Origin of the sequence: Microbispora catharanthi (genome assembly GCF_006334915.2) — a bacterium.
GTDB lineage: Bacteria > Actinomycetota > Actinomycetes > Streptosporangiales > Streptosporangiaceae > Microbispora > Microbispora catharanthi.
Genome location: NZ_VDMA02000001.1, coordinates 187,647 through 200,174, shown reverse-complemented (window position 1 = coordinate 200,174; position 12,528 = coordinate 187,647). Strand labels below are relative to the sequence as shown.

Here is a 12,528-nt window from a genome sequence, read left to right as displayed (position 1 = left end):
CGAGGGGGTGCACCGCCGGGCCGGTTCGTCACTGGACGGCGAAGCGCTGGGCGGCGCTGCCGTTGCAGTCGTAGATCTGCAGGCGGGTGCCGTTGCCGGTCGCGCCGCCGGGGGCGTCGACGCACCGGCCCGACTGGGGGTTCTGGATCGACCCGTCGGACAGCTGCACCCAGTTCTGCGCGCCCGTGTTGTTGCAGTCGTACAGCTGCAACGGCGTGCCGTTGGCGGTGCCGCCCGACTGCACGTCGAGGCAGCGGCCGAGGGTGCGCAGCGTCTGCCCGCTCCAGGTCCAGAACTGGTCCTTCGCGTAGGACTGGCAGTCCCACAGCTGCACCGCCGTGTTGTTGCCTCCGGTGTCGTCACCGGCGACGTCGACGCACTTGCCGCCGGGGCCGGCGATGTTGGCCCCGCCGGCGAACGACCAGCGCTGGGCGGCGCTGCCGTTGCAGTCGTAGATCTGCAGGCGGGTGCCGTTGCCGGTCGCGCCGCTGGGCGAGTCGAGGCATCGGCCCGACCCGCCGTTCTTGATGGAGCCGTCGGACTGCAGCACCCACTGCTGGTTGCCGCCGCCGAAGCAGTCCCAGATCTGCACCTTCGACCCGTTGGCGGTGCCGTTGTCGACGACGTCGAGGCACTTGCCGCCGTTGAACGTGCGCAGGGTGTTTCCGACCATCGTGTAGTGCTGGTCGACGGCGTAGGACTGACAGTCCCACAGCTGCACCGGCGCGCCGTTGCCGCCCGTGTCGTCGCCCGCCACGTCGACGCACTTGCCGCCGGGGCCGGTGATCGGCTGACCGGCCACGGTGCCGCCGGGGCCGCCCGTGCCGCCGCCGGTGCCGAAGCTTCCGATCGTCATCCCGGCCGACGACGGGTTGGGCTGGTCGATCGTCGGGGCGAACCCGCCGACGTCGTCGTAGGAGAAGCCATAGGCCAGGCCGTTCAGCGAGTTGGCGTGCATCGTCTTGCTGAACAGGTTCGACGCGGACTGCCCGTAGAACTTCGTCGCGTCCGTCGTCGGCTGGGTGTCGTACATGACCCGGCCGGCCGTCGACAGCGTCGCGCGGTTGAGGGCGGCGCACACCCGCGCGCCGACCGCGAGGATGGCCGCCTGGTCGGGCTGGTTCTGCGGTTGCATGCCGCCGGAGCACGCGAAGACGTCGCCCGTGGCCGGTTTGGCGAGCGCGCCGATGACGGCGCCGGACGCGTTCCTGAACGTCCAGTTCGTGCCACTGGTCGTACCGGTGAAGGTGCCCAGCGACGTCTGGACGGTCAACGGGTGCGTGGCGTAGTAGGACCACACCCCGTTCACGTAGGAGTCGAGGTACGTCGAGGGGAACAGTCCCTTGGCGATGGCGTGCACGGGCGCGAGCACGCGCAGCGGGAGGCCGTCGGAGGCCCGGGTCGTCGTCAGGCCCGACCACGGCGACCCCAGCCCCGCGAACGCGTCGAGGATGCCGGTGCGGTTGCCGGGGATGCCCTGTGTCTGGGTGTTTCCGGAGGAGTCGGTGACGCTGACCGTCATCGGGATGCTGAACATGTCGACCGTGGTCGAGTTGATGAAGATGCCCGTGCCGCCGTTGCTGTCCCGGGCGAACTCCGTCCAGTCGTAGAGGATGCCGGCGTTCGGATCGCTGTCGACCCAGGGCGCCGGCTCGACCAGGCCGTTCGTGGTCAGGAAGAACCGCAGCTTCTCGCCCATCGACACATAGACACGGCCGCCGGACAGGCTCGGCGGCAGCGTGATGGTCGTGGTGGCGCCGTTGCCCGGCCCGGGGATCGCGATGTCCGGTGCCGGGACGGGCCCGTTGGGGATCGACGAGGGGAAACTGTACGCGCGCCACGTCCCCGAGGCGTCGACGTACCCCTGCCGGCCGGCCGAGCGGGCGACGACGTAGACGTAGGTCGCGTCGCCCCGGCCGGAGTTGTTGGTGATCTTGAAGGGCAACTGCGTGACGGCGGCGTTCGCCGCCTGCTGCCCGGCGGCGAGGACGACCGCCTGGGCCAGCAGCACAGCGGCGAGCAGAGCCCGCCGCCATCGCCGGAACGACACGTGCATCTCTCGGCTCCTCTGGGGGGTGCGGAGACAAGCTTTGAGAGCGCTCTCAGTAAAGTAACTTTACTGTTAACTGACCGCTCGTCAATAGCCGTCCACGCCGCGTTTCTCCGCGAAGAGCCGAATCCGCCTGTCCCGTGAGAGCGCTTACTCCACGCGGAGGTCAGCGAGGCCGGTCGAGCTGCTTGTCGATGAACAGGCCCTCGGCGGTGACGCACACCTGTCCGCCCGCGGTGATCGTCCCGGTGGTGTAGATTTTGCGCCCGTCCACGGAGGTCTGCCGGCCGGTCACGGTCAGCCGCTCGAACAGCGGGGTGGGACGGTGGTAGCGCAGGGTCAGCGTGCCCGTCATCCCCGAGGTCCCCGCCCAGGCGTTCGCGACGCCCAGCGTGTGGTCGAGCAGCAGCGCCGACACACCGCCGTGCACGCATCCGGGAGGCCCCTGGTAGGGCATGCCCAGCACGACCTCGCCCTCGATGGACCCGTCGTCCCTGCCGTACAGGCGCAGCGGCGGGGCGATCGCGTTCTCCGGCCCGGTCACCGGGTCGTGCCGGGTCACTCCCTCCCCCCGCCACATGTCGACCATGCGCTCGCCCACCGTGGGGGCGTGCGCCTCCAGGTGATCGGCCACGGCGTTCAGCTGCTCGGCGACCTGGGTCATCTCGACCGCCGACATGTCGCCCGAGTGCAGCAGCGCGTCGATCACCCGGCGGGCCGCGGCGACCGCCGCGTCCACGCCCTCGTTGTTCGGGGTCGCCGTCAGCCCCGTACGGTCGATCCGCGTCTCCGTCATGAGATCTCCGCTGTCGCGTGGGTGAGCACTGCGGCGTCGCCGCGCTCCGGGCAGGTGGACCGGAACACCAGCCGGTCGCCCTCGCGCCACACGGTGGTCCGGATCGTCTCGCCGGGGAACAGCACCCCGGCGAAACGCACCGACAGCCCGTTCAGCCTGGTCACGTCACCGCCGAGGACGCCGTCCGCCAGCGCCTTCGCCACTATGCCGTACGACGCGAGGCCGTGCAGGATCGGGTGGTCGAAGCCGGCCGCCCGCGCGAAGGCGGGGTCGGCGTGCAGCGGGTTGAGGTCGCCGTTGAGCCGGTAGAGCAGGGCCTGCCCGGGGGTGGTCGGCGAGTCGAGCACGTGGTCGGGCTCCCGGTCCGGCTCCGTCCAGGGGGTCTCCGGGCCCGGCTCGCCGCCGAAGCCGCCCTCGCCGCGCGCCCAGATCCGCATGGTCGTGGTCCACAGCGGGTCGCCCTCGGGATCGGCCGCCGCCTGCTCCATCTCGATCACCGCGGCCTTGCCCTTGTCCCAGATGTTCGCGACCCGGGAGGACACGACGGCCTCACCGGCCGCGGGCAGCGGCCGGTGCACGGTGAGCGCCTGCCCGGCGTGCAGGATCCCGAGCAGGTCGATGTCGATGCCGGGCATGCTCATCGCGGCCGGCGGGCGCTCACCCGCCGAGATCCCCTGCCCGGCGACCATGGCGAAGGTGGGCAGCACGCGCAGGCCGCGCTCGTAGGTGTAGGACAGCTCGGGATCGGCGCCCGCGTCCCTCCCCGCGCCCAGACTGAGGTGATAGAGCAGCACGTCGCGGCTGGTCCAGGAGATCTCCCGGGCGGCCGGCGGCGCGCCCAGGGCCTTGTCGACGTCGATCGGCACGGGTCAGACCTCCTCGTCGTCTCGACGGCCCCTGCCGATCACGCCTTGACCTCCGGGTCGCGGGGCAGCCCGAGCAGGCGCTCGCCGATGATGTTGAGCTGTACGTCGGTGGTGCCCCCGGCGATGGACATGCAGCGGGAGCTGAGGAAGCGCAGCGCGGGGTCGGACCGCCGGCCCATCCACTCGCCGGTCAGGGAGTCCGGGCCGATCCAGTCCATGGCGGTCTCCCAGACCTCCTGCACGTGCTCGACGCCGATCAGCTTGGCCACACTGGACTCCGCGCCGGGCTGCTGCCCGGTCAGCGACCGCAGTGTGGTCCGCAGCGCGAACAGCGCCCCTGACTGGGCGTCGCAGAGGATGCCGCCGAGCCGGGTCAGCCGCTCGTCGTCCGTCTCGTCCGGCCGTTCGGCGGCGATGTGCAGCAGCGCCTCGCCACCGCTGCCCAAGGAGGAATCGTGCGACAGCGAGACCCGCTCGTTGGCCAGCGTCGTGCGGGCCAGCTTCCAGCCGTTGCCCGGTTGCGCGACGAGCATCTCGTCGGGGATGAACACGTCGTCGAGGAACACCTCGTTGAACAGCGCCTCGCCGGTCAGCTCGCGCAGCGGCCGGATGTCGATGCCGGGGCTGGACATGTCGAGCAGGAAGTACGACAGGCCCTTGTGCTTGGGCGCCTCCGGGTCGGTGCGGGCCAGCAGGATGCCCCACTGCGCCTGGCGGGCCATCGACGTCCAGACCTTCTGGCCGTTGATCTTCCAGCCGCCCTCGACCTTCTCGGCCCGGGTCGTCAGGGCCGCGAGGTCGGAGCCCGCGCCCGGCTCGCTGAACAGCTGGCACCACACCAGGTCGCCGCGCAGCGTCCGCGGCAGGAACCGCCCCTGCTGCTCGGGGCTGCCGTGCGCGATCAGGGTCGGCACCACCCAGGCGCCGATGACCATGTCGGCCGCGCGCAGCCCGGCGGCCCGCATCTCCTCGGCGATCACGAGCTGGGTGACCGCGTCGGCGCCCTTCCCCCACGGCTCGGGCAGGTGCGGCGCGGTGTAGCCGTGCTCGGCCAGGTATCCCAGCCGGTCGCGGCCGTCCAGGTCGAGCGCCGGCCGCAGCTCGGCGCGCACCTCCGCGCGGATACGCCCGGCCTCCGGCGGCAGCTCGACGCCGAGCTCGCGGCGCACGCCGTCCAGCGTGAGCCGGGCCACCCTGCGGCGCCACCATGAGACCGGGCCGAGCGTGATGCGCAGCGTCTGCGCCCGGCGCAGGTACAGGCCGGCGTCGTGCTCCCAGGTGAAGCCGATGCTGCCCAGCGTCTGGATGCAGTCCTTGGTGACGGAGAAGGCCGCCTCCACGCTGGTCGCCCCGGCGACCGCCGCGGCCAGCGCCGCCTCGCCGGGAGACGCCTCGGTCTCGGCGAGATGGACGCCGTCGAGAGCCCGCGCGGCGTCCCAGGCGCACACCCGCGCCTGCTCGGCCCGGGTCAGCATGCGGGCGCAGCGGTGCTTGACGCCCTGGAACTGGCCGATCGGACGGCCGAACTGGTGGCGCACCTTCGCGTACTCGGCGGCGGTGGCGGTGGCCCAGTCGGCCAGGCCGGACGCCTCGGCCGCGAACAGCGTGGCGGCCAGGTCGAGCACGGTGTTGTCGGCAAGCACGGCACCGTCGGCGAGGCCGTCCAGCACGTCGGCCGCCGGGACGGCGACGTCGTCGGCGCGCACCCGCGACGGCCGGCGGGTCAGGTCGTGGCCGGGCAGGTCCTCGGTCGCCACCGCCTCGCGCGGCAGCACGATCCAGGTCGTGCCGGTCCCGTCGGCCGCGGGCAGCACGAACAGGTCGGCGACGTGGCCGCCCAGGACCGGCTCGGAGACCCCGGAGACCACGGCCTCCCCGCCCTCGCCGCGGGTGAGGGCGAGCCCGCCGGGACGGAGGCCGACCGCGGCGGTCTTCTCCCCGCCGGCCAGCGCCGCCAGGTGGGCCGTGTGCCCGGCGCGGGCCAGCACGGCGCCCGCGAGCACCGTGGGCAGGAACGGCCCGGGGACCATGGCCCGGCCCAGCTCCTCCACCACGACGGCGAGTTCGAGGAGGCCGGAGCCCGCTCCACCGGCCTCCTCGGGCAGGTGCAGCCCGAGCAGGCCCTGCTCGGCCAGCAGCGGCCAGAACTTCGGCAGCTCCTCGTGCTCGGCGTCCACCGCCTGCCGCACCGCGGCCGGCGTCACGTGCCGGGCCGCGAAGGCGCGTACGGCGTCGCGCAGGTCGCGCTGCTCGTCGGTCAGTGCGATCGACATGCTTCCTCAGATCCGTTCGATGATGGTGGCCGTGGCGTGGGCGCCACCCGCGCACATGGTGACGAGGGCCGTCGAGCCGCCGGTGCGCTCCAGTTCGCACACCGCCTGGGTGATCAGGCGGGAGCCGGTGGAGCCGACGGCGTGGCCGAGCGCGATCGCGCCGCCGTTCACGTTGACCTTGTCCATGTCGGCGTCGAGCTCCCGCGCCCAGGAGAGCACGACCGAGGCGAACGCCTCGTTGATCTCGACGAGGTCGAGGTCGGACAGCTTCATGCCCGCCTTCTTCAGCACGTGCCGGGTCGCGTCGATCGGGCCGTCGAGGTGGTAGTAGGGGTCGGAGCCGACCATGCCGGAGGCGACGATGCGCGCCCGCGGGCGCAGGCCGAGATCGCGGGCCCGGCCGGCGCTCATCAGCAGCACGCCGGCCGCGCCGTCGCTGATCTGCGAGGAGTTGCCCGCGGTGTGGATGCCCTCCGGCATCACCGGCTGCAACCTCCCCAGGGCCTCCATGCCGGTGTCGCGCAGCCCCTGATCCCTGCTGACGACGGCGGTCTCCCCCGTCGGGCCCTCGGGGCCCATCACGGGCGCCTCGACCGCGAGGACCTGCCCGTCGAACCTGCCTTCCGCCCACGCCCGCGCCGCACGCTGCTGGGAGCGCAGGCCGAACGCGTCGGCGTCCTCGCGGGTGATGCCGCGCCGCCGCGCGATCCGCTCGGCCGCGGTGAACTGGTCGGGCATGTCCAGAGACCACGACGGCGGGAACGGGCTGCCGGCCTCCGGGGTGACCGCCGCGCCGAGGAAGACCCGGCTCATCGCCTCGACGCCGCAGCCGATGCCGACGTCGACGGCGCCGGCCGCGATCAGCCCGGCCACCAGGTGGACCGCCTGCTGGCCGGACCCGCACGCGCAGTCGATCGACGTGCAGGCCGTGCCGTAGGGCAGGCCGGCGTGCAGCCACGCCTGGCGGGTGACGTTGTTGGCCTGCTCCCCCGCCTGGGTGACGCAGCCGCCGATCACCTGCTCGATCGCCTCGGGGGCGAGGCCGCTGCGCTCGATCAGGCCCCGGTGCACCACGCCGAGCAGCTCGGCCGGGTGCAGCCCGGACAGGGCGCCGTTGCGCTTGCCGACCGGTGTGCGCACCGCGTCGACGATGACGGCCTCAGTGACGGTCTCAGCCATCGTTCCTCCTGGTATGCGTTGACAGGCCCGTGTTTGTGGAAAGCACAGACTTGGCCCAGCGGTAGTCGGCCTTGCCGCTGGGCGAGCGCTCGACGACGTCCACGGCGACGATCGACGCGGGCACCTTGTATCCGGCGATCTGCGTGCGGCCGGACACCGGCCGCACGCAGGTGGTTCGCCAGAGCGTTCGCCCTGGAGTCGAGCTCCGCGAAGCGGAGCCGCCGGGCGTCGCAGACCAGGGCGAGGCGTTCGGGGACCGCCGCGGCGACGGCCTCGAACAGGGATGCCACGTTCAGCGTCATGGGAGGAGGCTAGAAATCATTTCTGTTCCGGGCAACGACCCAGTCCCGCTCAGTGGTGCCGCCGATCGCTTACCGCACAGCATGGAGCCCATCCTTGTGCCGCTGGACGGGATGCACACGACCGCGGACATCCCGACGAGCGAAAACTAGAATACATACCAGTTTCTGGCACGATCACCGAGTGAGCAGGAGCGCGCAGATGAGCTCGAACACGAGCCTGGAGAACAGGACCGCCGTCGTCACCGGCGCGGGAGCGGGGCTGGGCCGCAGCGAGGCCCTCGCCCTCGCCGAAGGCGGCGCGAACGTCGTCGTCAACGACGTCGGCCCGGCCGCCGAGGACGTCGCGGCCGAGATCAGGGCGCTCGGCCGCGAGGCCGTCGCGGTGACGGGCGACATCGGCGACTGGTCCATGGGCGACCGGCTCGTCCAGACGGCCGTGGACACCTTCGGCGGTCTGGACATCGTGGTGAACAACGCCGGCGTGCTGCGCGACAAGATGCTGTTCAACCTGACCGAGTCCGACTGGGACGACGTCATCCGCGTCCACCTCAAGGGACACGCCGTGCTGTCGCGTGCCGCCGCGGTCCACTGGCGGGCGGCGAGCAAGGCGGCCGGCGGCCCGGTCTACGGCCGCGTGATCAACACTTCGTCCGAGGCGTTCCTGTTCGGATCGGCCGGTCAGCCGAACTACTCCGCCGCCAAGGCCGGCATCGTCGCGCTGACCCTGTCGACCGCCCAGGGCCTGTCGCGCTACGGCGTGCGGGCCAACGCGATCTGCCCCCGAGCCCGTACGGGCATGACGGCGCACGTGTTCGGCGACGGCGGCGAGGTGGGCGGGCTGGACACCCTCGCCCCCGAGCGGGTGGCCACGTTCGTCGCCTACCTCGCCTCCCCCGCGTCCGAGGAGATCACCGGCCAGGTGTTCGTGGTGTACGGCGACATGGTGGCCCTCATGGCGGCCCCGACCGTGGAGCGCAAGTTCACCGCCGCCGACGGCGTGTTCTCCGTCGAGGAGCTGGACGCGCAGGTCACCGCGCACTTCCACGGACGGGACCCATACCGGACCTACGCGGCCTACTCGGTGGCGCAGCTCGACACCACGGGCGTGCAGAACGTCGCCCGCGGAGACTGAGAAGGACGCGGGGCCGCCGCGGGACGTGCGCGGCGGCCCCGGGCAGACGCGATCAGTACCGTTCGGGGCCGCGCAGGGTGGCCTCGGCGCCGCCGTCCACGAAGATGATCTGCCCGGCCATGTGGGAGTTCTCCGGGCTCACCAGCCAGCGCAGCGCGTCGGCCACGACCTCGGGCTCGGCGTAGCCGTTCAGCGGCATCGGCACCGCCCGGTCCATGATCTTCCGCATCGTCTCGTCCTCGAACAGGGGCGCCGACATCGGGGTGAGCACGACGCCCGGCGCCACCGCGTTGAGCGGGATGCCGCATCCGGCCCACTCCGGCGACACGGCCCGTGCGCGCAGCCAGCGGACCAGGGCGGACTTCGAGGCGGGGTAGAGCAGCCGGCCCTCGCCGCGCTCGACCGCCTCCCCGGCCAGGGCGACCGCCCGCGGCTCGTCGCCGTCGAGGCAGGCGCGGACCACCTCGGGGTCGGCGGGCTGGGTGGCGGAGATCGAGGCCACCACGGCGGCGCGGGGCCGCTCCGCCCGGGCGAGCGCCGGGCGCAGCCCCTCCAGGATCGCGGTCACGCCGAAGAAGTTGACGGTGACCGTGCTCACGGTCACCCCTGAGACGCCGGCGCAGGCCACGACGCCGTCCAGCGCGCCGTCCGCCCTGTCCAGCACCGATCGCACCGCGAGTGCCCGCCCGTCCGGCGTGGACAGGTCGGCGCACACGTCGGCGTCCTTGAGATCGACGCCGATCACCTCGTCGCCGCCCGCTCGCAGCGAGGCCGCGAGGGCCCTGCCGATGCCCGAGGCCGACCCGGTCACCGCGATCTTCCGTGTCACGTCGTCGCTCCTTGTCGAAGGGGGGCGTCAGGTTCCGGAGCCGCCGTCGACCCGGACGTTCGCACCCGTGAGATATCCGCCGTCCGAGGAGGCCGCGATCTGCTCAGGGGCGGCGGTGCCGAGCAGCGAGCGGATCCGCCCGAAGTACCGCAGGTCCACCCCTCGGGAAACTCGATGTCGCGCGTCAGCGGGGTCGCCACCGTGCCCGGGGAGATCGGCACCACCCGGATGCCGCGCCCCACCACCTCGGCGGCCAGGCTCAGCGAGAAGGCCAGCACCGCCCCCTTCGACGCGGCGGCCGCCGCGTCCACGGCCGCGACCACCGCCCGCTCGTCCGTCACGTCGGCCACGTGCGGGACGTACGGGCCCTTCACCAGCTCGCCCGTTTCCGCCAGGCCCCGCTCGTCCCGGTCCACGCCGAAGACGTGGGCGCCCTCGGCCGCGAGCCGGACCGCGGTGGCCCGCCCGATCCCCGAAGCGGCACCCGTGAGCAGGACTCTCACGCCCTCGAAGCGGTTCATGGCGCCGCACGCTACCGATGCGGGACAGGACGGCCGGAGGGCGTCCCGGTCAGCGGGAGGCGGCGTTGGAGCGGGGCGCGAGCAGCAGCCGGCAGGCGATCCGGATGTCGCTTTCGGTGTCGGGGACCGACGCCCGGCCGTTCAGGCTCGACTGCAGCACGCCATACCAGCACTGCATGAGCAGCCGGATCAGCGTGACGTCCATGACGGTCGGCTCCTGGATGCCGAGCGTGCGCAGGACGATCTGCCGGAACGTCATGTCGATCCGACCGGCGTCGGCCACCGCGGCGGCGTTGGCGGAGTTCGCCGACTGCAGCATCGCGGTGGCGAGCGCGGGGCGGCGCAGCAACTGCCTGCTGGCCAGCACGAGCACGTCGGCGACGGCGTCCTCCGGCGCGGTGCCCGGCTTCGGCTGCGGGACGCTCTCGTCGAACCGGTCGATCTGCTCGGCCATCACGGCGGTGAACAGGTGGGTCTTCGAGGGGAAGTACCGGTACAGCGTGGCGATCGCCACACCGGCCTCCTTGGCCACCTCGTGCATCTGGACGCGCTCGAGGCCCTTCTCCGCGCCCATCCGGGCGGCGGCGCGCAGGATGCGCAGGTGCCGGGCCCGCTGCTCCGGCGAGTTGGGCTCCGCCGGCGCCCTGACCTCGGCGATCCTCGGCACGTCTCCCCCTGACCGTTCGTGTGTCGCAACGACGATACACAGCCGTGTGGGCCTGCCTGCCACTGGTCCATACCACTGAGTGGGATGAGCCGGCCTGGCGTGTCTCCTGCTGCGCTTGCCTGTACGCCACCACTGTCAGGGACGACGCGAGGCATGGCGGTCGCACCGAGCGAGCCGGAGAGGCGCGCCGGCCTCTGGACTGAGGAGCGCGCGGGAGCGGAGCGACCAGAGCGCGACGAGGGAAGAGGGCGGATATGAGCGCCTCGATGGCGAAGCGGGAAACACAGCAGCCGTGGGACGACGAGTACGACGTGGTGGTGGCCGGTTCCGGCGCGGGAGCCATGACCGGCGCGCTGACGGCGGCGGCGGGCGGGCTGCGCACGGTCGTGCTGGAGAAGACGGCGCTGCTCGGCGGCACGTCCGCCTACTCCGGCGCGGCCGTCTGGCTGCCCGGCACCCAGGTGCAGCGCCGCGCGGGGATCGGCGATTCGGCGGAGTCCGCCCGCGCCTACCTCGTCGCGCTGCTGGGCGAGGCGGAGGCCGACCGGCGGGAGGCGTTCCTCGCGACCGCGCCCGAGGTGGCCGAGTTCCTGGAACGCGACCCGGCGGTCGAGTTCGAGTGGCGGGCCTTTCCCGACTACTTCCCGGCGCCGGGGCGGCTCGACGGGGGTCGCTCGTTCGTCCCGCTTGATCTGCCGGCCGAGCGGCTCGGCGACCTCGCCGCCCTCGTCCGGCCTCCCGTGGACCGCGACCGCGCGGGCCTGGGCCACGCCGAGGGACCGCTGTCGGCCGGGCGGGCGCTGATCGGCCGCCTGCTGCTCGCTTTGACGAACACCGGCAACGGCACCGTGCGCACCGGCACCGCGCTCACCCGGCTCGTGGTCGAGGACGGCCGGGTGACCGGTGTGGAGGCCGCGACCGCCGGCGGAGCCGTACGGCTGCGCGCCGCGAGGGGCGTCCTGCTGGCCGCCGGCGGGTTCGAGGGCAACGCCGCGATGCGCGCCGAGCACGGCGTCCCGGGGACCGCCGAGTGGTCGATGGCCCCGGCGGGCGCGAACACCGGCGACCCGATCAGGGCCGCCGCCGCGATCGGCGCGGCCACCGGTCTCATGGACGAGGCGTGGTGGTGCCCGGGTGTGGCGCTGCCGGACGGCCGGGCCGCCTTCACGCTGGGCTTCCACGGCGGGCTCATGGTCGACGGGTCGGGCCGCAGGTTCGCCAACGAGTCGCTGCCCTACGACCGCATGGGCCGTGAGATGACGGCGGCGCCCGGCCGTGTGCCGGCTCATCTGATCTTCGACTCCCGCTTCCGCGGGCGGCTCCCGGCGATCTCGCTGCCGGGACGCCCCGCCGACGAGCATCTCGATGCCGGCACCTGGGTGCGCGCGGAGAGCCTGCCCGAGCTGGCGGAACTGATCGGCGTGCCGGCTGAGGCGCTCGCGGGCACCGTCGAGCGGTTCAACGGCTTCGCCGCGACCGGCGTGGACGAGGACTTCCACCGCGGCGAGGACCCCTACGACCTGTTCTTCGCGGGCAGGTCGGGGGACCGGCCGAACCCGTGCCTGGTCCCGGTGGACACGCCGCCCTACTACGCCGCCCGGGTGGTGCTCAGCGACCTCGGCACCAAGGGCGGCCTGCGCACCGACCCCGACGGACGGGTGCTCGACGGGGCCGGGCGACCGATCCCCGGCCTGTACGCCGCGGGCAACACCAGCGCCTCGTTCTCCGGGCGCCGCTACCCCGGCCCCGGTGTCCCGATCGGCTCGGCCATGGTCTTCGCCTACCGGGCGGCGCAGGACATGGCCCGTTGAGGTGGCCCGTTGAGGTGGCCCGTTGCGGTGGCCTGTCGTGCGCACCGACATGGTGCGCGCGGCGCGCCGCTGGCCCGGACGCGGCACGTCCGGGCCCCTCAT

Annotated in this window: 11 protein-coding genes; 3 read left to right on the top strand and 8 right to left on the bottom strand. The window is 73.0% G+C overall.

All coding sequences use genetic code 11. The features are described from left to right. Positions 1–28: 28 nt before the first annotated feature. The 5 genes from FH610_RS00865 to FH610_RS00845 all read right to left on the bottom strand — a co-directional run bounded on the left by FH610_RS00865 (position 29) and on the right by FH610_RS00845 (position 7,164). Positions 29–2,056 carry a beta-1,3-glucanase family protein gene (locus tag FH610_RS00865; RefSeq protein ID WP_139572207.1) on the bottom strand — a complete coding sequence of 676 codons (2,028 nt, stop codon included), beginning with the start codon at positions 2,054–2,056 and terminating at the stop codon, positions 29–31. Between the two features lie 160 nt (positions 2,057–2,216). Next, on the bottom strand, positions 2,217–2,846 hold the full coding sequence (locus FH610_RS00860; protein ID WP_139572206.1) for a PaaI family thioesterase: 630 nt from the start codon (positions 2,844–2,846) through the stop codon (positions 2,217–2,219). Continuing rightward, positions 2,843–3,712: a MaoC/PaaZ C-terminal domain-containing protein gene (locus FH610_RS00855; RefSeq protein WP_139572205.1), complete on the bottom strand. Its 870-nt coding sequence runs from the start codon at positions 3,710–3,712 to the stop codon at positions 2,843–2,845. The genes FH610_RS00860 and FH610_RS00855 overlap by 4 nt, the downstream gene beginning before the upstream one ends. 38 nt (positions 3,713–3,750) lie before the next feature. After that, positions 3,751–5,985 carry an acyl-CoA dehydrogenase family protein gene (locus tag FH610_RS00850; protein WP_139572204.1) on the bottom strand — a complete coding sequence of 745 codons (2,235 nt, stop codon included), beginning with the start codon at positions 5,983–5,985 and terminating at the stop codon, positions 3,751–3,753. Between the two features lie 6 nt (positions 5,986–5,991). Beyond that, positions 5,992–7,164, bottom strand: coding sequence for a steroid 3-ketoacyl-CoA thiolase (locus FH610_RS00845; RefSeq protein ID WP_139572203.1), 1,173 nt, complete (start codon positions 7,162–7,164; stop codon positions 5,992–5,994). A gap of 71 nt (positions 7,165–7,235) precedes the next feature. Here FH610_RS00845 and FH610_RS42630 point away from each other — a divergent pair, with 71 nt between their 5' ends. Then, entirely contained in the window at positions 7,236–7,616 is a 381-nt protein-coding gene (locus tag FH610_RS42630) for a hypothetical protein (RefSeq protein WP_161627874.1), read from the top strand. A gap of 49 nt (positions 7,617–7,665) precedes the next feature. Beyond that, on the top strand, positions 7,666–8,598 hold the full coding sequence (locus tag FH610_RS00835) for a 3-oxoacyl-ACP reductase (protein ID WP_139572201.1): 933 nt from the start codon (positions 7,666–7,668) through the stop codon (positions 8,596–8,598). A 52-nt stretch (positions 8,599–8,650) separates the two neighbouring features. Here the strand turns inward: FH610_RS00835 and FH610_RS00830 are convergent, their stop codons facing one another. Genes FH610_RS00830 through FH610_RS00820 form a run of 3 tightly spaced genes read right to left on the bottom strand, consistent with a single transcriptional unit; the run spans position 8,651 to position 10,615 of the window. Further along, entirely contained in the window at positions 8,651–9,427 is a 777-nt protein-coding gene (locus FH610_RS00830) for an SDR family oxidoreductase (protein ID WP_139572200.1), read from the bottom strand. Beyond that, positions 9,424–9,948: an SDR family oxidoreductase gene (locus tag FH610_RS00825; protein WP_139572199.1), complete on the bottom strand. Its 525-nt coding sequence runs from the start codon at positions 9,946–9,948 to the stop codon at positions 9,424–9,426. The genes FH610_RS00830 and FH610_RS00825 overlap by 4 nt, the downstream gene beginning before the upstream one ends. Positions 9,949–9,997: 49 nt before the next feature. After that, the gene (locus tag FH610_RS00820; RefSeq protein ID WP_139572198.1) at positions 9,998–10,615 is read right to left on the bottom strand and encodes a TetR/AcrR family transcriptional regulator; all 618 of its coding nucleotides are present in this window, start codon (positions 10,613–10,615) and stop codon (positions 9,998–10,000) included. 266 nt (positions 10,616–10,881) lie between these two features. On the opposite strand from FH610_RS00820, the gene FH610_RS00815 reads away from it, so the two are divergent. Beyond that, on the top strand, positions 10,882–12,426 hold the full coding sequence (locus FH610_RS00815) for an FAD-binding protein (RefSeq protein WP_139572197.1): 1,545 nt from the start codon (positions 10,882–10,884) through the stop codon (positions 12,424–12,426). Positions 12,427–12,528: the final 102 nt, after the last annotated feature.

What these genes read in the sequence shown, in the direction of transcription:
- FH610_RS00865 (WP_139572207.1), bottom strand. Translation starts at nt 2,056, where the DNA reads ATGCACGTGTCGTTCCGGCGATGGCGGCGGGCTCTGCTCGCCGCTGTG.
- FH610_RS00860 (WP_139572206.1), bottom strand. Translation starts at nt 2,846, where the DNA reads ATGACGGAGACGCGGATCGACCGTACGGGGCTGACGGCGACCCCGAAC.
- FH610_RS00850 (WP_139572204.1), bottom strand. Translation starts at nt 5,985, where the DNA reads ATGTCGATCGCACTGACCGACGAGCAGCGCGACCTGCGCGACGCCGTA.
- FH610_RS00845 (WP_139572203.1), bottom strand. Translation starts at nt 7,164, where the DNA reads ATGGCTGAGACCGTCACTGAGGCCGTCATCGTCGACGCGGTGCGCACA.
- FH610_RS00835 (WP_139572201.1), top strand. Translation starts at nt 7,666, where the DNA reads ATGAGCTCGAACACGAGCCTGGAGAACAGGACCGCCGTCGTCACCGGC.
- FH610_RS00825 (WP_139572199.1), bottom strand. Translation starts at nt 9,948, where the DNA reads ATGAACCGCTTCGAGGGCGTGAGAGTCCTGCTCACGGGTGCCGCTTCG.
- FH610_RS00815 (WP_139572197.1), top strand. Translation starts at nt 10,882, where the DNA reads ATGGCGAAGCGGGAAACACAGCAGCCGTGGGACGACGAGTACGACGTG.